This is a genomic window from Streptomyces sp. NPDC007872 (assembly GCF_042868165.1).
Classification (GTDB): Bacteria; Actinomycetota; Actinomycetes; order Streptomycetales; family Streptomycetaceae; genus Streptomyces.
In genome coordinates this window covers 82,247-102,431 of the sequence record NZ_JBIAEA010000003.1, presented here as the reverse complement: position 1 = coordinate 102,431, position 20,185 = coordinate 82,247, and the positions used below count along the sequence as shown (strand labels likewise).

The window sequence follows — 20,185 nt, the reverse complement described above, 5'->3', positions numbered from 1 at the left end:
CGTGCGGTTCAGACCTTTCCAGCGCTCCCTCTCCCGCTGTCCCGGCGTGTTGCGCGGGTTCTGACCGGGAGCGCCCCAACAGCCCGTATTCCGGAGGAACCCGTGACCGATCCGGTCATCCGCGCGCTCTCCACGAGCGACGCCCCTCTCTTCCTCGCGCTCCCCGACCCCCTGGGAGCCCGTGAAGCACATCGGCTCACCCGCTACCGCCCCGACTGGAAGCGTGTCGCCCTGCGCGACGGCGAGGTCGTCGCACGCGGCGCGTGGTGGGGCGGCCCCGACGACCCCGAGCCCGTCAACATCAACTGGTTCGACGTGGCCGAGGGCCAGGAGGAGGCCGGGGCCGAACTCCTGCGCTCCGCTCCCTGGCAGGTCGAACTGGAGATCAACCTGCCGGGAGGCTGGCGGGACGATCCCGGCCTGCGCGCCGCCGCCGAAGCGCGCTTCGCCGCCGCACGGGCCGCGGGGTACGAACTCCTGGTGGAACGCTTCCTGTACCGCTGGACCCCGGAGCGAGGCCTGCCCGAACGCCCCGGACGCCTGCGCTTCGGCGCCGAACCCGACGACGGCGTGTTCTTCGACGCGTTGCGCCGCATCCACTCCGTCACCCTGGACGCCCACGCGCTCCAGGCCGTGGAGGAGGGCGGCCCCGACCGGGCCGCCCAGCAGGAACTCGACTTCTTCCGGTGGTGTCCCTCCCCACGGGAATGGTGGCAGGTCGCGCGCACACCGGAGGGCGACCTGGCCGGCATCCACATTCCGGCCCACAACCCCTCCGGCCCGACCATCGGCTTCGTCGGAGTCGTCCCCGAGCAGCGCGGTCGCGGCTATGCCTACGACCTCCTGGCGGAGTGCACCCATTTCCTCGTCGAGCAGGGCGCGGAGTTCATCGGAGGAGCCACGGACCAGGCCAACTTCCCCATGGCGGCGAACTTCGCCAAGGCCGGCTTCCCCGTCGTCCGTGAGCGCCTGAACTTCCACCCGACGGGCACGGCGGCCTGACGAGGAGCGGCACGGGGCGAGCGGTCCGGTCCGGTCCGGGCAGGCCCGGACCGCTCGCGTCCGGCCGGACCGCTGTCCTTCGACGCGGCCACCGACGACGCCGTCCCGGTGGTCCGTGTGCGGTCGTACGGGGCGCGCCGCGCCGACCGGAACGCCGACCCCGGCACCGGCGCCTCCGGGCTTCGACCGTCCGTCCGGTCTTGCCCGGCCACCGGTACGCGGAAAGAATCGAGGCATGACCGGCGACCGTCTCATGAAGATCCACAGTGCCGAGTTCCGGGCCATGGCCGAGAGGGTCCTGGAAGTCACCGAGCTCACCTCCCGTCTGAACGTCCTGCCCTTCGCGGACGAGAAGGGAAAGGCGGAACTGTTCGAGCGGATCCTCGGCAGGCCGCTGCCGTCCAGAGTCACGATCTATCCGCCCTTCTACACGGACCACGGCCTGAACCTCGACCTCGCCGAACGCGTCTTCGTTAACCAGAACTGCACGTTCCTGGACTACGCCGGCATCCGCATCGGCGAACGCGTGATGATCGGACCGAAGGTCACGTTCATCACCAGCGGCCACCCGGTCGACCCCGAGGAGCGGCGGCTGTACCTCACCGGCGCCCCTATCGACGTGGCGGAGAACGTGTGGATCGGAGCCGGTGCGACGATCCTGCCCGGCGTCAGCATCGGCCGTGACGCCGTGATCGCGGCCGGCGCGGTCGTGGCCGATGACGTCCCGCCGGCGAGTCTGGTGACCGGCGGCAAGGCGACCGTGCACCGGACATGGTGACGACCCCGTCCGTTCCACGCCGCACCTCCGCACAGGCGGCCGTGCCGGGCTCGACCCGGCCGGCGACGACCGCCTTCGGCTCGCCGCAGATCTTGACGCCGTGGCGTACGACCGGTGCGGCCGGGCGGCACTGACCTCTCCCTCGCGGTCCCTCGTCGTGGTCCCGACCGGAATCCTGGCAGAGGAGGGGAACGCGCCTCCCCGGGCGCCCCTCCTCCGCCGTGGTCTCCGCGTCAGGCGTTCAAGGCGTCCTCGACGGTGGAGTGACACGGGATGACGGCATCGATGCCGACCAGGGCCAGGACGCGCCGCACGCCGTCCGTGGGAGCGGCGATGCGGAGCCGCCCCCGGGCGTCGCTCACCCGCTGGTGGATGGCGATCAGGACGTTGATGCCGCTGGAGTCGAGGAAGGTCACGCCGCTCATGTCGGCCACGACCGGCAGCACCGGTTCGCTCTCGGGCAGCAGCGCCCCGCGCAGGACGTCCCCTTCTTCGTGGTCGATCTCGCCGTGCAGGGTGGCGATCCGAACGCCGTCGACCACGCGATGCGACGCGGACAGCCGAGCGGTCCGGTCGGCTTCGTCCTTGCTAGTCATGGTCTCCTCGAGGACACTTCGGCTCCCTTTGGTGGGGAGCGTGCGCGGATGATCCTGTCCCGTCTGACTATGCCAGAGGCACTCGCCCTTCGGTGCGGGGTGGCCTGTGCCGCATGAGGATCGGACCGGCGGACAGTCGCATCGTGCGCACGGGAACGGAAACGAGGTCGGTGCGCAGCCCTCTCCGGGCGTTCCCGATGCGCGACGGTCACGCACCCGGTCGGCTCCGAGGCCCTCGTCGAGCAGCCGCAACGCGGCGAGCCGGGGCCGGCGCCGGGCGGGAGACGGAACGTCCGCCGCTTCGAGGATCCGCGGATGTCGAGACCGTACCGTCGGCTCCGTCCCAGGGGCATCGACGGCCGCCACCGGCCGTACGGACGAGAAGGAGGGACCGGCATGACGATCCAGCGGATGGACAACGTCGGCATCGTCGTCGAGGACATGGACGCCGCCGTCGCGTTCTTCGTCGAACTCGGCATGGAGCTGGAGGGCAGGGGGGAGGTCGAGGGCCCCTTCGCCGACCGGTGCACCGGACTCGACGGCGTCCGCTGCACCATCGCCATGCTCCGTACCCCGGACGGCCACAGTCGGCTCGAACTGGCGAAATACCACAGTCCCGCGGCGATCGGCGCCGGACCCCGTGACCGGCCGCACAACATTCTGGGCACGCACCGGGTCATGTTCGCCGTCGACGACATCGAGGACACCGTCGCCCGCCTGCGTCCCCACGGCGCCGGACTCGTGGGCGGAATCGCCCGGTTCGAGGACAGCTTCCTGCTCTGCTACCTCCGCGGTCCGGAGGGCATCATCGTCGGCCTGGCCGAGCGACTGTGCTGAGGAGGGAAGGCCGGAACGGGCGGCCGGACGGGACCGCCGGGATTCCGAGGCATCCCCGTGCTGTTCGTCCCGCGCCCGGCCGGTGCCGTTCCGGAGGGGTTCTGAGCCCATGAGGGACATCGTGTTCACCCGCGGCGGATGGATCCCGAGCGTGATCAGCGAGGACGGCGAACTGAGGCTGATGCTCGCCGCGGGGGCCGACGCCAACCACGAGCCCCGCACGTTCACCTTCCCCGTGGAGGAGGCCCACCTCGCGGTGATCCGGCGGGACCTGCCCGGACACCTGCTGCTGTGGAGCGCGGTCCTCCCCCTCTGCGACGCCGCCGGAACCGCGGGACGGCTCGACGAGAACGCCGCCGTCGCACTCCTGGACCCGGTCCTCCTCTCCCCGCCCGCGGACGTCGACGATGTCGGGGCGGAGAAGGAGTCCGCCGACGCCGACGGGCCCCTTCTCCGCCCCGACCGCGTCCTCGATCGGGAATCGGGGTGCGCGGCCGGGCATGGGCCGGTCACGGCGCGACCCCCTGCCCGTCGGCGCGTTCGGGAGGGGGCCGCGCGGGCCGGAGGCCCGGGATCGGTGCCCGGAATCGCCGGATCCGGCGGGAGCCGGTCCGGGGGATCCGGCGTCAGGGCGAGGGGCAGGGACCCGGGGTCCGGGTGAGGGAGGCGCGGGTGCCGCCGACGACGATGTCGGTGCCGTCGGACAGCCGGACGTGCAGGGCGTTGACGACGAGACCGCGCCCGTCGCCGTAGGCCCGCTGCTCGTTGAGGGTGACCGAGCCGAGCTGCGGGAGGGTGATGACGGTGTTCGGCGCCGGGTGGGCGGCGAGCGTGGTGTTGCCCACCCGGGCCCCGGTCAGGGTGGTCGCACCGGTGACGGTGACCGTGCCCAGTGCCGTGGGTGCGGTCGCGGTGGCCGTGGCGGTCGCCGTGCCCGCGCTGACCAGGCCACCGAGGAGATGCAGTCCGTTGACGGTGGCGGTCGAGGTGGCCGTACGGGCACTGCCGGCGCCCGCGGTGCCCGCCGCGTGGGTCGTGGCGGAGCTGAACGAGCCGGTGGAGGAGCCGACGTGGGTGTTGCCGAGTCGGGCGTCGTCGGTGGCCGGGTCCTCGGTGCAGGTGACGTCCGAAGGGGCCAGTGGCGGGGCCGGGGCGGCCGTGACGGCCTGGGCGTGCGCGTCCATGAGCAGGGCCACGAACGTCACCGAGGTGCAGCCGGGCGGGTCGATGCCGCGCCGGGCGGTGGTCGCCGCGGCGCACAGGGTGTACGTGCCGCTGCGGGCCGAGGTCACCCGGATCGTGATCGTGCAGGACTCCTGCCCGGCGGCGAGGTCGCCGCCGGAGGTGAGACCGTGCCCACCGGGGTCGACGGTGACCGTGCCGGAAGGACAGTCGGTGGTGGCGGAGCCGGGGTCGGCGACGAGCCCGGGCGGTAGCTGCTCGGTGAAGGACCAGCCGCGCTTCGCCGCCTTCTCGGTGGTGTTGGTGACGGTGAAGGTCAGCGTGGTCGGGTCGCCGACGCCCACCGGGTCGGGGGCGAAGGCCGTACTGAGCTGCGGGGTGGCGTCCAGGATCCGGAGGTTGTCGATCGCGCCGTCGTTGCCGGTCCCGCTGGCCTGCGCGTTGACCATGCGGACACCGGCCGAGGGGCCGGAGAAGAGCACGGCGTCGTCGCCCGCGTAGGTGCCGACGTACGTGCCGTTCGCGGTGACCTCATCGGCGTCGGCGCACGTGTCGATGGGGTCGGTGAACGCCGGGACGGCCCGCTCTCCGTCGAGCAGGGAGAACTCCAGGAGCGGGTGCGCGGCGAAGCAGTTGACGGCCGCCGCGTCCACCGAGAAGGTCAGGAAGCGGTCGGTCGCCGCCACCGGCACCGGCTGCACCGTCTCCAACTGCGTCTTTCCGGCTCCCGGGTTTCCCGCGGTGTACGCGGTGACGGCGTGGTTGGCGGCCGGGTCGCCGCCGGCCCATTCGGCCAGCGCCGACGCCATGGCCTGCTGAGAGGGCCAGGACGTCCCGCAGCCGCTGCCGGACGGGGCGGTGGCGGGGTCGGCCGCCGAGACCAGCCAGCCGTTGCAGGCGGTCAGCCAGGCCGGGTCGGCGGTGTACGTCTCGGAGAGCGGCGGAGCCCCGGTGTACGAGGTCAGCAGGCGGGGAGCTCCGGGGGCGTTCTCGAACCCCTCCTCGAAGAGCACGGTCGCCGCGCGGGGTACCGGCGCGGCGACCGCCACGGCCCACCGCGCTCCGACGCCTGGCGCGAGTGCGGACACGGTGGTGGTTCCGGCGGGCGCGGGAGCGCCCGGTGCGGCGGCCGCGGGCAGCACGGCGGTCAGTGCCGCCGCGCACGCCAGACCGGATGCTGCGGCGGCGCGCAGGAACGGTACGGTCCGGCGCGGCCGACCCGGTAAGTGTCTGTGCACGTCTTCCCCTCCTCGACTCGTCCCGCAGACCGTGACCGTGACTGCGGCCTGCGGAAGGCCCGTCGTCGGGCGGCGCGGGCAGCCCGACGGCCGCGTCCGGACCCGACGGGCGGTGCCCGGCCGCGAAACGCTGACCAGTCTGGCCGTCGCGCCCGGACCCGGCAGCGGCGCACGCAGGAGGGCAGGGCGGCGCACGCCGGGCGCATGCGCCGTCCGATCCTCTCCGGCCGCGCCGAGGGGGCGCCACCGGCGTATCGACGGCACTCCTCGGCGTTCGAGACACGGACGGACCCGGCCGAGGAGACAACCGGCCGCGAACGTCGCGACCACGGCGACGACCACGCCCACCCCACCCCGGTCCCGGAGAGCCGTTCGATCCGCTCCGGCGTCAGTGACGCCGCTCGGGCCGCCGGCCGCCGACCCGCGCACCGGCCTCGAGCGAAGTATCCCGCCCGGTCCCCGGCACTCCCGCCATCCTCCCGCACCACAGCTTCTGAACCGCCGTACCACCCGGGCCTTCGGCAAGGCCGGCAGGAGCGCCGGCGACTCCCCGGAGGCCTTCCCCGACGTTGCTGTGGACGACGTCTCCGCCCCTGCCCGGGTTCGGCGCCGGCCCCGATGGCCGGTAGGCGTGGCTCGGCCTCGTGGCCGACCTGCCGTTCGTCCGTGCTCCGCGGCGACACGGGTTTTCTCGTCGTTCCACGGCGCGGCCGATGAGTTCGTGGCCCCCCGCCGGTCCAAGCTCGTGACACCTCGGAAAGGACACCGCCATGTCGGAGCTTCTCGTCGACTTCATCACCTCCCTCGACGGCTACGCGTCGGGAGAGGGATGGCCCGGTTTCTGGGGCCTGGAGGGCCCGGAGTACCTCGCGTGGCTCGGCAAGCAGCCCGAGCCCACCTACCTGATGGGAGCGAACACCTACCGTCTGATGTCGGGCTTCGCCGCAGGCGAGGTCCCGAAGGGCCAGGACGAGTTCAGGCCCGAGGAAGAGGCGTCCGTCGACGAGCTCACGCAAGCCTCCAAAGTGGTGTTCTCCTCCTCGATCGAGGAACCGCTGACGTGGGCCAACTCCACGCTCGTCCGCGACGACGCCGTCGGGACGGTCCGCACCATGAAGGCGAGCGGCGCGGGGCTCCTGAGCACGATCGGCAGCCTCAGCCTGTGCCGGTCCCTGCTGCGCGCGGGGCTCGTCGACCGCTTCCGGGTCGTGATGTTCCCGGTGATCACCGGAGCCACGGGCGAAGAGCGCATCTACGACGGCTACCCGGACGTCGCCCTCGAGATGACCGAACACCGCACCTTCGACGGCCGCATCCAGATGGTCGAGTACAAGCCCCGCGTGCTCGAGCACCCGCCACTCGGCGCCCCTGCGTGACATCGCCCTCTCAGCCGGTCGGACAGGCCGCCGGGCCGGACGCCCTCACCGGCCGGTGAGCCGTTGGGGTACTCGCGGCACAGGAGGTGAGCAGCGGCCTTCTCGGTCGTGCCCAGGGCCTCGGCAGGCGCGGGTGTCGCTCGTCCTGCTCGCGGCCGGGCCCGCGTTCTCGGGGTGACGGAGGGGTCGCCGCTTCGCGACACCTTGTCTGCCGCAATGACCACGCTCTACCTTACTTGCAAGTAAGTTCATTGTGGTGCAAGGAGGTTGACCTTGAACGCCTATCAGACCGTGCTGGTCGGCACAGACGGTTCCGAGTCGTCGTTCGCGGCGGTCACGAGTGCGGCACGCCTCGCTGTCGCCTGTGGAGCCAGGCTCGTGATCGCCTGCGCCTACTCTCCGATGCGCGGGCCCGACCTGGATGTGGCGAAGGACCGGTTGGGGGCCGAGGCGTACCAGGTGGTGGGCTCGGCGCCGGCCGAGGACACCCTGCGCATCGCCAGGGACAGAGCCCGGAACGAGGGCGTGAAAGACGTCCGATCGGTCGCGCTGGAGGACAAACCCGTCGCGGCCCTGGAACGGATCGCGCGGGAACACGCGGCGGATCTGATCGTCGTCGGAAACCGGGGATTACGTTCGCTCGCCGGGCGCATCCTCGGCTCGGTCCCCGCCGGCATCGCAAGGAAAGCCGGGCTCGACGTGCTGATCGTGCACACCACGTGAGCGTGGCGGAGCCCGGACGGAAGGCGGCGGACGGCCCGACGCGGAACGATGAACCGCACCGGGCCATCGAGGAGATGCTGCTCGACGGCGACCGTCTTTGGACCAGGAAGGACGTCGCCGAGCGGTCCGGGGTGGAACCGGAGCGCTCGGCGCGGATATGGCGAGCACTCGGGTTCCCGGTGGCCGACGACCGCGCGAGGGTGTTCACCGAAGCCGATGTCGAGGCGCTGCGGTCGGGCGAACGGCTCATCGAGGCCGGGATCATCACCGAGGAGAGCGAGGTGGCCATGGCGCGCGCCCTGGGGCACCATCTTTCCCGGCTCGCCGAGTGGCAGGTGCAGACGCTGTGGAGCTGGCTCGGCCGTGCCCTCGGCGAAGACGGCGGCCGAGACGGAACGGCACCGGTGGAGCACGTCGCCCGGCTGTTGCCGGAGATGGAGCTACTGCAGAGACATGTGTGGCGCAGGCACCTGGCCGCCCATGCCGGACGGATGCTTGCCGCCGACGGAGAACCGGAACCGTTCCACGACGGTGCCGACATCCGTCACCTGGCGGTCGGCTTCACCGACATGGTCGCCTACACGCGGATGACCCGAGGACTGGACAGCGCCGAACTCTCCCGCGTCCTCGACCGGTTCGAGAGCCTGGTCGGTGGCGCGGTCGCCGAAGGAGGGGGCCGGGTGGTGAAGACCATCGGTGACGAGGTGCTCTTCGTGGGCGAGTCGGCGTCCGCGGCGGCCGGCATCGCGTGGGAACTGACCGCCCGAGCCGCGCACGACCGGAGACTGCCGCAGTTGCGGACGGGGCTCGCTCACGGTCCGGTTCTCATCCGCTACGGTGACGTGTACGGGGCGGCGGTCAACATCGCGGCACGACTCACCGCGGTGGCGCGTCCCGACACCGTCCTGGTCGACACGGCGTTCGCCGGCGAGCTGGCGGGCACGACGACGTACGACCTGAAAGTGCTGCGCCCGGTGTCGGTGAGGGGGTACAGCCGCCTGCGTCCCGTCCTGCTACGGCCGGCGCGCCCCGGCGAACCGCCGGCAGCGAAGCGTCCTCACCCTCAGGAAGGGGGGAGGACGAAGAGAGAACCGATGCGGTGAACGAGCCTTCCCCCACCTGGGATCGCGGGTCGCGGGACCGGCACGGGGCGGGGGAGGGGGCTCGGGTCGGCCTGTTCCCCCATCGACGGCACGTGAGGGCCCGCCGGCGGAAGAATCGAGCCGACACCGGATCGTGCCGCTCTCTCGTGCGTCCTGCCGAAGGGTGCTCGGTGCCGCGACGACCCGGCCGGCGTCGACGGACTCCACCCGGAAGCCCAGTGCCACCTCGAAGCCGGACAGGTCCTGGCAGTCGTCGGTCCGCGACTTCCGGTGAGCTCGATCGGCAGGTCGGGTTCCGCCGGCCATCGCCGGTGCCGGCACCGGCGTCGGTGCCAGGACCCGGGCCCGTCCGGACCGTGGGAGTGCGGCCCGGACGCGGGATCCGCGGTCGGCGGCGCGGCCGGTTCCTCCTGGCGGCGCGCCGGAGAGGAACTCCGGAGGCCTCCGACCCGACCGGTGCTCTTCCGTCGGGCGCCCCGCCCCCGGGCCGGCGTCACTCCGGAATCTTCCAGGTGCCGCCCTCCGCGTTCCCGCGAATACCTTTCAGGCACCGGTCCGGTCGCGACGACGAGGGACCGGTGCCGACGACCTCACGGGGCGCGAACGCGCTCGGAACATCCAGGGGGAACACCTGTGCGCCCACGCCCGCTCGGCCGCGTCCTGCGCGGCGGCCTTCCTCTCGCCTCCACGGCGTTCTTGCTGCTCGCGGCGGCGGCTCCCGGCAACGCCGCCCCTGTGACGGCCCCCGCGTCGGCCGCCTCGCCGACGGCCTACTCCGGGGCGTGCCCGGCCGCGGGCGTCGTCTCGCAGTGGTACCACTCGGGCCACGACGGCGTGGACATCGCCAACGACCGCGGTACCCCGATCCACGCGGTGGGTCCCGGCCGGGTGATCAACTCGGGCCCGGCGCAGGGCTACGGTCAGTGGATCCGCATCGAGCACCCCGACGGGACCGTCAGCGAATACGGCCACATGTACCAACGTGACGTCGCCGTGGGGGACACCGTCGTGGCCGGCCAGCGCATCGCGCTCATGGGAAGCGAAGGCGACTCCACGGGCAACCACCTGCACCTGCGGATCCGTGTCGGCACCTCCACCGGCGTCCGGGGCATCGACCCCGTTCCCTACCTGCGCGACCGGGGGATCGGCCTGCCCTGCACACCGGGCGGCGGGGGAGGAGGCGGCTCCACCGTCACCGCCTGGGCCGACGCCAACGTCCGCAAGTGCGCCTCCACCACGTGTGAGGACATCAGTGACGTCTACGCCGGCCAGAGCTATCCGGCGAACTGCTGGGTCAAGGGCCAGCTCGTCGAGGCCGAGGGCTACCGCAACGACAACTGGGTCCAACTGCGCCTCAACGCGGGCGGCGTGGGCTACGTCAGCGCCATCTACCTCAAGGGCGACGACAAGGGCAACGTGCCCAACGCCTGCTAGGGCAGGCCGCGTTCCGCTTCTCCTCTGACACCGGGGACCGCGTGTTCGTCCCGGCTCGTCCGACGGCGGCCCGGGCGGGCACGGCCTGCGGCGTCACCGACGCCACCGGCTGGCCGGCGTCCGGCCGCCGGACGGATCCCCCGTCCGCTCCGCTCCGCCGATCCGCCGGCCCGTCACATCGTTTTCACAGCAAGGGAGTCCCCATGCCCGGGAAGGACCCGCGGCCCGCCCTCGCCACACTGCTCCTGGTGTTCGTCGCGGCCTGCTCGGCCCCGGCCACCACGCCCGACGCGCCGGCCCGGGCCACCACGCCCGACGCGCCGGCCCCGGCCACGGGCGTGCGCACCGAGCTGTCCGAACCGGAGAACGCCCTCCTCGCGGACGCCGAGCGACGCCTGATCACCGGATGCATGAAGGAGAGGGGTTTCGCCTACACGGTCGACGTCCTGCCCGAGGACCCCGACCGGGCGCCCGACCGCCCCTTCGGTCTCGACGACGTCGACTGGGCGCGCCGTCACGGGTACGGACTCGACACCGGCGGGCCGAGGGACGACGGCAGGGCCGTCGCCCGGGTGAGCACGCAGGAGCGCTACCTCGCCTCCCTCACGCCCGAACGCAGACGCGCCTTCGGCCGGGCGCTGGACGGCACGGACCGGGCGGCGATCACCGTGGAGGTTCCGGGACGCGGCCAGGTCTTCACCAGCGCCGACGGATGCCAGGCCGACGCCCGCCGCAGGCTGTACGGAGACCTGCGGGCGTGGACCGAGGCCAAGGCGGTCGTCGTCAACCTCGGCTACCTCACCTGGGAGCAGGTGGTCTCCGCCCCGGAGTACACGGCGGCCCTGGAATCCTGGCGCACCTGCATGGCCGACAAGGGGTTCGCCTACGCCGACTCCTCCGAGGCCATCGGCGACGTCGCCACCCGCGAGCGCGCCGGACCCGCGGGGACCGTACGCGAGCGCGAGAGGCGCACGGCCGTCGCCGACGCCGAGTGCAACCGTGACGCCGGACTCGCCCGGACCGGCGCCCGTCTGCAGGGCGAACGGATCCGTGCCGCCGCGAAGACCCGTTTCGCCCGGCAGGCACAGCACTTCACCGACGCGGTCACCGCCGCGCTGGCCGAGGCGCGAGCCCTGACCCGACACCGGTGAGGCCCGCTCCGGCGGCCTCGCCCTCCACAGACCCCGTGCCGCGACCGCGGCACGGTCCCGCACGGAGCCTCCGGCACCCCGGAGGCCGGCACCCCGCAGACAAGGATCGGACACCATGCGCAAGTCGACACGCGTCACCCTGGGCCTGGCCCTCGCTTCCGTGATGCTTCCCCTCGCCGCAGCAACCGCGCACGCGGACGGCACCAACCCCACCTACTCCACCCGGAACCCGGGGAACTGCGACTCCGGCTACCTGTGCGTGTACAAGGGCATCAACTACGACCAGGCGGGCGTGGGCATCGCCCGGTTCAAGTACGACAACCCCATCTGGTCGGACACCGCCAACGCCTACATCGCCCACGAGGACTCCTCCTGGTACAACAACGGCACCGGCACCTCGTACAGCTCCGTGGTCGTCTACCACGACAACGGGTACGGAGGGCGGTCCTTCTGCCTCGACAAGGGCTGGGGCAACACCTGGGACAGCGTCGCCAACGACCAGGGCGAGGCCAACCGCTGGGTCAACGGCTGCTGATCCGCCGACGGACGCCGTGGTGCGCGCCGGCCCCGGCCGGCGCGCACCGGGCCCCGCGCCCACGTCGTCCTTCCCGTCCCCTTCCGTCCTCGTCCTCCGGAGAAGAACACGTGCACCCGTCCCCCGTCCGCCGGTGGCCCGGCGCAACGACGATCCGGCCCCGCGGCCTCCCCGGACAACGCCGAGCAGCCCTGCCGTTCCTCCTGGCCCTCCTGGCCTGCACGCTCGTCGCCCCCTCTCCGGCAGCCGCCGGGACACGGCCGGTGAGCGACTGGCACGTCGACCTGACCAGCACCCACGGCGACCAGCGCAACGTCGCGCACGGTTCCGGCGGGACGGTCACGGTCGAGGACCCCGCGCTGCGCACCCCCTCCGCCGACGGCCGGTCGTTCGCCGTCTACACCGCCCCGGTCGTACGCCTCGGACGCCCGCTGAGCTCGTTCACCGTACGGGCGGTGGCCCGGATTCCCGCGGGGTCGCGTCTCCTGGTCGAACTGCGCGGCAGCGACCATCCGGACACCTGGACCGAATGGCGCGAGGCGAAGGGCGCGGACGCGGTGCGGCTGTCCCGCGAGGTCTCGGTCGTCCAGGTCCGTCTGACCTTCCTGGGAACCCCGGGCGGCGGCGCCCCCACGGTGTCGGACCTCGTGGTCCGGGCCGCCCCCCGGCAGCCGGCCCCGTCGCCCCAAGCCGGCGTCGCGGCGGCGTCGGGCCCCACCTACCGCTTGTTCGCCACGCGTGAGGGGCTGGTGGGCGGCACCACGGCCAACGGTCACGTCATCCGGGAACGCGACCACTTCGTCGCCCTGCCCTCGCGCCGCATGCTGGCGAGCGACGGCGGCCGGGAGTACCGCGTGCGGCTGTGCTACAAGGGCCGTTGCGAGACGGCACCGGTGTGGGACGTCGGTCCGTGGAACACCAGGGACGACTACTGGAACCCGCCCGCCCAGCGCGAGACGTGGCGCGACCTGCCCCAGGGCCGGCCCGAGGCACAGGCCGCCTTCCAGAACGGCTACAACGGCGGCCTGGACGAGTTCGGTCGCAGGGTCGCCAATCCCGCGGGCATCGACGTCGCCGACGGGACCTTCTGGGACGGCCTGGGCATGACCGGCAACGACTGGGTGGACGTCACCTTCCAGCCCGAGGACGACGGTGGAGGGCGGACCACGGTGACGGCCTGGGCGGACGCGAACGTGCGCTCCTGCGCGTCGACCGAATGCGACAGGGCCAGCACGGTCCGCGCCGGCGAGTCCTACCCGGCGAACTGCTGGACGATCGGCCAGAAGGTCACGGCCGAGGGATACACGAGCGACAAGTGGGTCCAACTGCCCCTCAAAGCCGGCGGAGTCGGCTACGTCAGCGGCATCTACCTCAAGGGAGACGCGACCGGCGGCGTCACACGGCAGTGCTGACCCCGGGTCCCGCGGGGCGGACCGGTCCGTCCCGCGACACCGTACGAGAAGACCGCCCGGTACCGACCGGGCAGGGAGGATCCCCATGCACACATCCCGCGGCAGGCGCGCCTCCGGATCGCTGCTGCCCGAACCGTTCGTCCTCGTCCTCGTGGCCGTCCTCGCGGTGTTCGGCCTGTGGGCGGTCTCCGGCACGGTGCCGGCGGCCGCCGCGCCGACACGGGCGCCCACAGGTGCCCGGCCCGACTTCCGCCTGCCCTTCGCCTGCGGCGAGACCTGGCAGTTGCAGACCTACGCGGGACACGCGCCCGACGACAAGAAGCTCGACATGTACCGCGTCGGCGGGCCCACCCTCGGCGCTTCGGTCGTCGCCTCGGCCGCCGGCACCGTCACCGAGTTCTTCGAGCCCGGCGGCCTGGAGATCAACCACGGAGGCGGCTGGTTCTCGGTCTACCTGCACATGGACCGCATCGACGTGCGCCTGGGGCAGCAGGTCCCCTCGGGCACGCCGCTCGGCAGGCTCGGACTGGTCGGCACCACCTCGGCGCACCTGCACTACGAGCAGCTCTACGACACCAACGGCGACAACGACGGTGAGACGGACGAGATGGTGCACCCGGTGATCCAGGGCACCGAACACCGGCTCTCGCCCTCCGGGCCGTTCCCCCGAGTCACCAGCACCAACGCCTGTGGCGGGGGCACACCTACGGAGCGGTTCTGGGTGGACACCTTCGCCGACGCCCCCGGCTACGCGGCGGTCGACTGCGTCGGCGACGCCACCCCCCGCTGCGCGGTCCAGGGGAAGCTGTTCAAGGGCACCAACTACGTCCTGTGCAAGAAGTGGGGCGACGAGGTGCGCGTGGGGAGCTCCTCCAACCACTGGTGGCTGCTCACCGACCTCGACGAGGTGTCACCGGGCGGCTCGGGACGCGCGTACGTCTCCGCGTACTTCCTCCAGCGCTGGGGGAACGACGAGGCGAAGGACAACGAGGGACGCGACATCCGGTCGTGCTGACCGGGTCAGTCCGGAGAGGGCCGGGCCGGACACTCCGCGAGCGCGGGCCGGTCCTTCGTCCGCACGGCCGGCAGCCAGGCCGTGGTCCGGCCCTTCTCCGCCCCGAGACGCACCCTGTACCACTGCACCGAGCGCGTGCCCGCCTCGTCGGCGACCGGCATTCCCTGGGGGAACCGGCAGTCGGCGGTCAGCACGTCGCCGTCCCACACCCTGGTCCGCACGACGTTGTCGATGTCGTACGGCAACGAGGGGTCGACGGCGAGTCCGAGGCTGCACAGGTTGTCCCGCGCGCCGAGCCCGTGGCACGACCGCTCGGCGTTGTACACCTCGATGCGCGCGTGCGGCACGGTGGCCGCGGACGCCCCGCCCGTCCGGGGCACGCCGCCGCCCGGTGGCCGACCGTCACCGGACTGGAGCCACCCGGCGGCCCCCGCTCCGCCCACCGCCACCGCCAGCGCGGCGACCGCCACGACCGTGCGCCCGCGCCGTCCTGCCGAGCACGGCCGGGGCCGCTCCTGCTCCGCCCGGACACGGTCCAACAGGCTCTCCGCCGTGTGGACGGCACGGTCGTCGTGGGTCGGGCCGAGGCAGTCGGCCGCCAGGTCGCGCCAGAAGGGCGGAACGCGCAGGTCCATCCGCAACGGCGCGCGGCCGTCGGCGTACTCCTGGGCGGCGGCCGCACGGGCCGCCGGCGTGGCTCCGGGGAACGGCGAGGCGCCCCTGGTGAAGACCTGGTGGATCATCACGCCCCATGCCCAGACGTCGGCGCTCTGCCGCACCTGTACGCCCTGTTCGCCCAGCGGCGCCCGCCAGCGTTCCGGCGGCAGGTAGTCGGGGGTGCCGAGGGGAGGGGCGTAGGCGTGGGTGCCGGTCAGCTCCACCGAAAGGCCGAAGTCCGCCAGCCGTACCGACCCGTCCGCCATGATCAGGACGTTGTCGGGTTTGAGGTCCCCGTGCACCCAGCCGAGCCCGTGCAGGTGCGCCATCCCTTCGCAGACCTCGGTGAGCAACCGTGCCCCCTCGTCCACCGCCAGCGGTTCCCCTCCGGCCGGGGCGGAGGAGCGCGCACCGGACGACGGAGCGGGGTCCCGGCCGGGGGGAGGCGGCGCCACCAGCCGTTCGCGCAGACTCCGTTCGGCCCGCTCCATCACGAGCACCACGGTCCCGTCGAAGGCCGGACCGGCGGACTCGTCGAGCGTGAGGGAGTCGAACAGCCTGATCAGCCGCGGGTGCCGGACGCGCCGACTGAGTTCGGTCTCGCGCCGCGCGGTCTCCACGAGGCTCCGCGCCTGGCGTGGGGAGAGCCCGGCCGTGGGCAGGAACTTGAGGGCGACCTCCGCCGGAGCCCCCTCCCCGTCGGCGCTCGGCCCCGCCGCGTTCCCGTACGCGCCTCCGTCGCCGTCCGGGGCGTCGGCGCGCCTGGCCGCGTACACCGTCCCCCATCCGCCGGCCCCGATCAGACCGGTGACCTCCCATGCGCCGACCCGGTAACCCGACGGGAGCACTTCCAGGGATCCGCCGCTCATCCTCCCGCCACCCCCGCCCGGTGAAGGGCGGTCGCCCTCGGCGGCAGGAGACCCAGATGCTCCTCGCGCACGAGTCCGAAACGCAGGGCGAGGCCGGCCACCGCCTCCCGCTTGCCGTCGTGCCTCGCGGCCCGGCCCGGCCCGGTCGCCGGGGTGGCGATCCGCAGCTTCTCGTCCGCCAGGTAGTCGATGTGGGAGTTGACCGCCCGGGCGGTCAGCCGCTCACAGCCCGGCCGGCTCCGCAGCCGCTCGACGATCCGGGGGGTGGTCGCCACCGCCACCGTGGACTCGTCGCGCAGGCGCGGCTCGCACAGCGCCACCAGGACGAGGAAGTAGGTGGAGGTCTCGTCCAGGGAGAAGCCGGCGAGCGTTCCGGTGCCCGCCAGGCCCGTCGTGCCGGTCGCCCCGAGGTACACGTGGTCGGGGGCGAACACCTGGAAACCCACGGCGGATCCCCGGGTCGGCAGGATGACGCGGGCGAACTCGAAGGGCACGGGCGCCCCGGCCCTGCGGGGCGGGACCCTGAAGTACTCTCCCGCCCCTTCCGGGTTCTCCACCAGATAGGTCTGGGTCGCGCTGAGGTTGCTCAGCTGCCAGTGGTCCTCCGTCACCCGGATCTCGCCCGCGAGCCGGGAAACCGCCGGGTTCGCCAACGGCAGGTCGACGGGGACGGACGCGGAACCGCGCCCGAAACGGGCCACGTCCCCCGGGCCGAGCCGAAGGCTCACCGGCTCCGGGGCGGACGTGGTGTCCGTCCTCCCGTCCGACGACAGGTGAACCAGTACACCGCTCATGGTCTCCTTCTCCATCATCGAGATCCTGGTGCCCGTCGGCTCCGCCGGGACGCAGCGCTCCGGAGCCACGGGGTCGGGTCAGGGGATACGGGGCTGGGTGGGGGCGAGGCGCCCGGTCGTCCGGAGTTCCGCGACGGCCGAGGGCGTTCGGCCCGCTCCCCATGGAAGAGGTGGCGGCAGCGGCAACGGTTCCCGACCGCGGATGCCGTCCGTCGAATCGCCTCGAAGGAGTGAACCGCCTCCTCCGGGGGTCGTCGCCGAGGTGCCGCCGACGCGCTCCGCGAGCGGGCGCGGGCGTGCCGCGCCGGCCACGGGAACGACGGGTTCCGCCCGGACGGTCCCGCTGCGCGCCGCGCTTCCGCGCCGGAAGCGGGCACCGGACCGGAAGCGCGACGCGCAGCGGGACGGCCCTTCAGACCGCGCCCGCCCGGGGGGTGCGCCGCACACCCTCGCAAGCGGGAATCGGGCCTGCGGACCGGCCGTGTTCCGGCGGCGGTGTCCTGTTCACGGTCAAAGTCGTCCCCCGTCCGGTTCCCCGCCACGCGCGAGCGTGACGACGCCCGGCCCCGAGCCGGAGGGTCGGTCCGGCGGCCGGGGCGGCGCTCAGAACACTCACACAACGGTGCCGTCGTTGTCATGGGATACGGGCGTGCGGAACCCCAACGGATCGATAAGGTGATCCTCATCCACGAGGAAAGCGGGCGACTGCCATGGTCGGCGGCGGAGCCGAGGGACCGGTACCGAGCCTTCACCAATTGCGTCTGTTCGTCGTGCTGGGCGAGGAACTCCACTTCAGCCGCGCCGCCGCACGCCTGTTCATCACGCAGTCGGCGCTGAGCCAGCAGATCCGGGACCTGGAACGACGCCTGGGAGTGAGGCTCTTCGAGCGCACCAGCCGTACGGTCGCCCCCACCGCCGCCGGACGTGCCCTGCTCCCCGAGGCGCGAGCGGCCGTCGACGCCGTGGCCAGGATGCGGAGGATCGCCGGTGCCCAGGCACGTCAGGTGTCGGGCCGGCTCGTCGTGGGCAGCGTCGGGGCCGAGGCCGCCATGCCGCACACCCGCGCCGTCCTGCGCGCGCTGACGGACCGGCACCCGCGGATGGTGCTGCAGGTGGTCAGTCTCAACATCGCCGACCACCTCACCGCCCTCGTCCGGCAGGAGGTCGACGTGATGTTCCTGAGGCCTCCCGTCCCCGCCGGCGTGGAGGTGTGCCATCTCGCCACCGAGCCCCGCCTGGCCTGTCTTTCCGCCGACGACCCGCTGGCCGCCCTGCCCGCCGTCACCCTGGCGCAGCTCGCCGACCGGCCCGTGGTCGCCGTGCCCGAGAAGGTGCCGCGGGTGTGGTGGGACTTCTGGACGGTCAACCCGCGCCCCGACGGCAGTCCCGTCCGGTACGGGCCGGTCGTCACCGACATGGAGTCCCTGCTGCACGCCGTGGCGGGTGGAGAGGCGATGTGCTTCCTCCCGGCGGCCGCACGTGACCTGTTTCCCCGCCCCGGCATCCGCTACGTCGACGTCATCGACCTCACTCCCTGCACCGCCGCCCTGGCCTGGCTCGCAGAGAGGCGCGACGAGCCGACCGTCGGCGCCGTACGAGAGGCGGCCCGAACGGTCCTCCGAGACCGCCAGGAGGGAGACCGGGGCCCGCGCCCGTCCTCCCGATGAGCGGGCCGCCCTCCCCGGCACCGCCGGGGCGTCGCGGGCGGCCGAGCGACTGGGCCGGGGGATCGGAGGGGGACGAGGAACACGTGGGACACCAGGTACGTCCCCTGTCGCCCGGACGCGCCGGGCGTGCTCCTTTTGTGCGTCCGCGCGCCCCCGCACGGGCATGGTCCGCCGCTTCGGGCGGCTCCACCATGGGCGCGTGGGCCGGGACGCGGTCGATGCCGGGTGCCGGACGAGGACGGGCGGAGACGCCGCACATCACGGGGGGACGCATGGGACGACGCTGGCTGGTGACGGGGTGCTCGTCGGGTCTGGGCCGGGCGCTGGCGGAGGCGGCGGCCGCCTCCGGACACCGGGTCGCGGTCACCGCCCGGAACACCGCGGCGCTGGAGGAGACGGCCGCCCGTCATCCGGGGCGGATCGTGCCGATCCCGCTGGAGCTGCGCGACGCGGCCCAGTGCGAGGAGGCCGTCCGTCACGCCGCCGCACGGCTCGGCGGGATCGACGTCCTGGTCAACAACGCCGGATCCGGGCTGTTCGGTGCCGCCGAGGAGGTCTCCGACGCCGAGATCCGCGATCAGATGGAGACCCTGCTGATCGGCCCCTGGCGGCTGGTCCGTCTCGTCCTGCCGGGCATGCGCGCCCAGGGCCACGGCCACATCGTCAACGTCTCCTCGCTCGCCGGCCGCATGGCCTTCCCCGGCCTCGGCGCCTACGTCGCCGGAAAGTTCGCGCTGGAGGGCATGAGCCAGGTGCTCGCCGCCGAGGTCGCCGCCCTCGGCATCCGGGTCACCGTGGTCGAACCGGGCGGCTTCGCCACACGCTACGGAACCTCGCTCGCCCGCTCCGCGCGGCGGATGCCCGAGTACGCCGCGGCGACCGCCGGGATGCTGGACGGACTGCGCGGCATGGCCGACGACGCGGCGATGGGCCGCCCGGAGGACTTCGCGGCCCGGGTCCTGGCCCTCGTCGCCTCACCGGACGCCACGCCGCTGCGGGTCCCGGTCGGCGAGGACGCCTTCCTCTACCTGGAGGCCGTGGAACGGGCGGCCCGTGACGAACTGGCCGCAGCCCGCCTCCTCACGGACGCGGCGCCGTCCCCGGCGTTGGAGGGCGTCACCCGCGACCCGGCGTGACACCCGCGCAGGACCCCCGTCGAACCGTTGCCACCCGGCCGGGCGCGGGGTCACGTGCCGTCGGAGAGGTGACCGAGGCGCGTGGGAGTCAGGCGGAGGGCGTCGAAGGTGACCCGGCACCCCTCGCCCACGGGCGATTGGACCTCCACGCCGACCCGCGGAGCCGACGGCGAGTCCAGGGCGAACTGCCGTACCAGGCACCACGTGACACCGTCGACCGAGGTGTGGAAGGCGAAGCCGCCGTCGAGTCGGCTGATCCGCAACCAGAGGGCGGCGGAGTCCACGGGGACGCCGACGGCGTCGTCCGAGCGGCCGCGGGTGACGACGGAGAACACGGTCGGCGTGCCGTTCGGCGCCCGCTCGAGGTTGAGCTTCGCCCAGTGGTCGTCGTCGGACCAGACGATCAGCGCGCCGGCGTCCCAGCTCGCCCGGAAGGCGACCCGCACCCGGGCCGAGAACTGCCAGTCGCCGACCGGCGGAACGGCGAGGGCGCGGGCGGCGTCACGGGTCGAGACACCGGTCAGCGGATCGGTGAAGACGTCGGTACGGGCCGCGGCCACGACGGTCAGGGTGTCGTCGGCCACCGACCAGGAAGCGGGCGCCACGGCCCAGACGGCGCCGGGGAAGGGCGGGGGAGAGGCGGTCATGCGGTCACCTTCGCAAGCGGACGGCCCGGTGGC

General features: G+C 73.2%; 18 protein-coding genes and 1 pseudogene. 14 read left to right on the top strand and 5 right to left on the bottom strand.

Translation table 11 applies throughout. The annotated features are described in order from the left end of the window. The first annotated feature begins 102 nt into the window (after nucleotides 1-102). Nucleotides 103-1,002, top strand: a complete 900-nt coding sequence (locus ACFYNX_RS10980) for a GNAT family N-acetyltransferase (RefSeq protein ID WP_388660047.1) — start codon at nucleotides 103-105, stop codon at nucleotides 1,000-1,002. A 235-nt stretch (nucleotides 1,003-1,237) separates the two neighbouring features. After that, nucleotides 1,238-1,780, top strand: coding sequence for a DapH/DapD/GlmU-related protein (locus tag ACFYNX_RS10975; protein WP_388660043.1), 543 nt, complete (start codon nucleotides 1,238-1,240; stop codon nucleotides 1,778-1,780). Nucleotides 1,781-2,013: 233 nt separating this feature from the next. Here the strand turns inward: ACFYNX_RS10975 and ACFYNX_RS10970 are convergent, their stop codons facing one another. Then, nucleotides 2,014-2,376: an STAS domain-containing protein gene (locus ACFYNX_RS10970; protein WP_388660040.1), complete on the bottom strand. Its 363-nt coding sequence runs from the start codon at nucleotides 2,374-2,376 to the stop codon at nucleotides 2,014-2,016. A gap of 396 nt (nucleotides 2,377-2,772) precedes the next feature. On the opposite strand from ACFYNX_RS10970, the gene ACFYNX_RS10965 reads away from it, so the two are divergent. Further along, nucleotides 2,773-3,213, top strand: coding sequence for a VOC family protein (locus ACFYNX_RS10965; protein ID WP_388660037.1), 441 nt, complete (start codon nucleotides 2,773-2,775; stop codon nucleotides 3,211-3,213). Between the two features lie 109 nt (nucleotides 3,214-3,322). Beyond that, a pseudogene (locus ACFYNX_RS10960) lies at nucleotides 3,323-3,619 on the top strand (DUF6357 family protein); the annotation flags it as partial. Nucleotides 3,620-3,839: 220 nt separating this feature from the next. Here ACFYNX_RS10960 and ACFYNX_RS10955 read toward each other — a convergent pair. Next, nucleotides 3,840-5,633 (bottom strand): choice-of-anchor P family protein, encoded by a 1,794-nt coding sequence (locus ACFYNX_RS10955; RefSeq protein WP_388660034.1) that lies wholly within the window; start codon nucleotides 5,631-5,633, stop codon nucleotides 3,840-3,842. Between the two features lie 770 nt (nucleotides 5,634-6,403). On the opposite strand from ACFYNX_RS10955, the gene ACFYNX_RS10950 reads away from it, so the two are divergent. From ACFYNX_RS10950 to ACFYNX_RS10915, 8 genes are all read left to right on the top strand, one after another. Next, nucleotides 6,404-7,009, top strand: a complete 606-nt coding sequence (locus ACFYNX_RS10950; RefSeq protein ID WP_388660031.1) for a dihydrofolate reductase family protein — start codon at nucleotides 6,404-6,406, stop codon at nucleotides 7,007-7,009. Nucleotides 7,010-7,282: 273 nt separating this feature from the next. Further along, the gene (locus ACFYNX_RS10945) at nucleotides 7,283-7,732 is read left to right on the top strand and encodes a universal stress protein (RefSeq protein ID WP_388660028.1); all 450 of its coding nucleotides are present in this window, start codon (nucleotides 7,283-7,285) and stop codon (nucleotides 7,730-7,732) included. 74 nt (nucleotides 7,733-7,806) lie between these two features. Further along, nucleotides 7,807-8,835 (top strand): adenylate cyclase regulatory domain-containing protein, encoded by a 1,029-nt coding sequence (locus ACFYNX_RS10940; protein WP_388660025.1) that lies wholly within the window; start codon nucleotides 7,807-7,809, stop codon nucleotides 8,833-8,835. 633 nt (nucleotides 8,836-9,468) lie between these two features. Further along, the gene (locus ACFYNX_RS10935; protein ID WP_388660022.1) at nucleotides 9,469-10,269 is read left to right on the top strand and encodes a peptidoglycan DD-metalloendopeptidase family protein; all 801 of its coding nucleotides are present in this window, start codon (nucleotides 9,469-9,471) and stop codon (nucleotides 10,267-10,269) included. Nucleotides 10,270-10,472: 203 nt separating this feature from the next. After that, nucleotides 10,473-11,420: a hypothetical protein gene (locus ACFYNX_RS10930; protein WP_388660019.1), complete on the top strand. Its 948-nt coding sequence runs from the start codon at nucleotides 10,473-10,475 to the stop codon at nucleotides 11,418-11,420. 115 nt (nucleotides 11,421-11,535) lie between these two features. Then, nucleotides 11,536-11,955, top strand: a complete 420-nt coding sequence (locus ACFYNX_RS10925; protein ID WP_365542068.1) for a peptidase inhibitor family I36 protein — start codon at nucleotides 11,536-11,538, stop codon at nucleotides 11,953-11,955. A gap of 263 nt (nucleotides 11,956-12,218) precedes the next feature. After that, nucleotides 12,219-13,367: an SH3 domain-containing protein gene (locus ACFYNX_RS10920; protein ID WP_388660016.1), complete on the top strand. Its 1,149-nt coding sequence runs from the start codon at nucleotides 12,219-12,221 to the stop codon at nucleotides 13,365-13,367. A gap of 85 nt (nucleotides 13,368-13,452) precedes the next feature. Then, nucleotides 13,453-14,382: a M23 family metallopeptidase gene (locus ACFYNX_RS10915; protein ID WP_388660013.1), complete on the top strand. Its 930-nt coding sequence runs from the start codon at nucleotides 13,453-13,455 to the stop codon at nucleotides 14,380-14,382. Between the two features lie 5 nt (nucleotides 14,383-14,387). Here the strand turns inward: ACFYNX_RS10915 and ACFYNX_RS10910 are convergent, their stop codons facing one another. Both ACFYNX_RS10910 and ACFYNX_RS10905 read right to left on the bottom strand, forming a co-directional pair. Beyond that, entirely contained in the window at nucleotides 14,388-15,908 is a 1,521-nt protein-coding gene (locus ACFYNX_RS10910) for a serine/threonine-protein kinase (protein WP_388660010.1), read from the bottom strand. Further along, nucleotides 15,905-16,702: a serine/threonine protein kinase gene (locus ACFYNX_RS10905; RefSeq protein WP_388660007.1), complete on the bottom strand. Its 798-nt coding sequence runs from the start codon at nucleotides 16,700-16,702 to the stop codon at nucleotides 15,905-15,907. Before ACFYNX_RS10905 ends, ACFYNX_RS10910 begins: the two co-directional genes overlap by 4 nt. 710 nt (nucleotides 16,703-17,412) lie before the next feature. Between ACFYNX_RS10905 and ACFYNX_RS10900 the strand changes: the two genes are divergently transcribed. Both ACFYNX_RS10900 and ACFYNX_RS10895 read left to right on the top strand, forming a co-directional pair. Then, nucleotides 17,413-18,369 (top strand): LysR family transcriptional regulator, encoded by a 957-nt coding sequence (locus ACFYNX_RS10900; RefSeq protein ID WP_388660004.1) that lies wholly within the window; start codon nucleotides 17,413-17,415, stop codon nucleotides 18,367-18,369. Between the two features lie 272 nt (nucleotides 18,370-18,641). Next, entirely contained in the window at nucleotides 18,642-19,505 is an 864-nt protein-coding gene (locus ACFYNX_RS10895) for an SDR family oxidoreductase (protein ID WP_388660001.1), read from the top strand. A 50-nt stretch (nucleotides 19,506-19,555) separates the two neighbouring features. On the opposite strand, the gene ACFYNX_RS10890 is transcribed toward ACFYNX_RS10895, so the two are convergent. Further along, nucleotides 19,556-20,152 (bottom strand): DUF1349 domain-containing protein, encoded by a 597-nt coding sequence (locus ACFYNX_RS10890; RefSeq protein ID WP_365542055.1) that lies wholly within the window; start codon nucleotides 20,150-20,152, stop codon nucleotides 19,556-19,558. Between the last annotated feature and the right edge of the window lie 33 nt (nucleotides 20,153-20,185).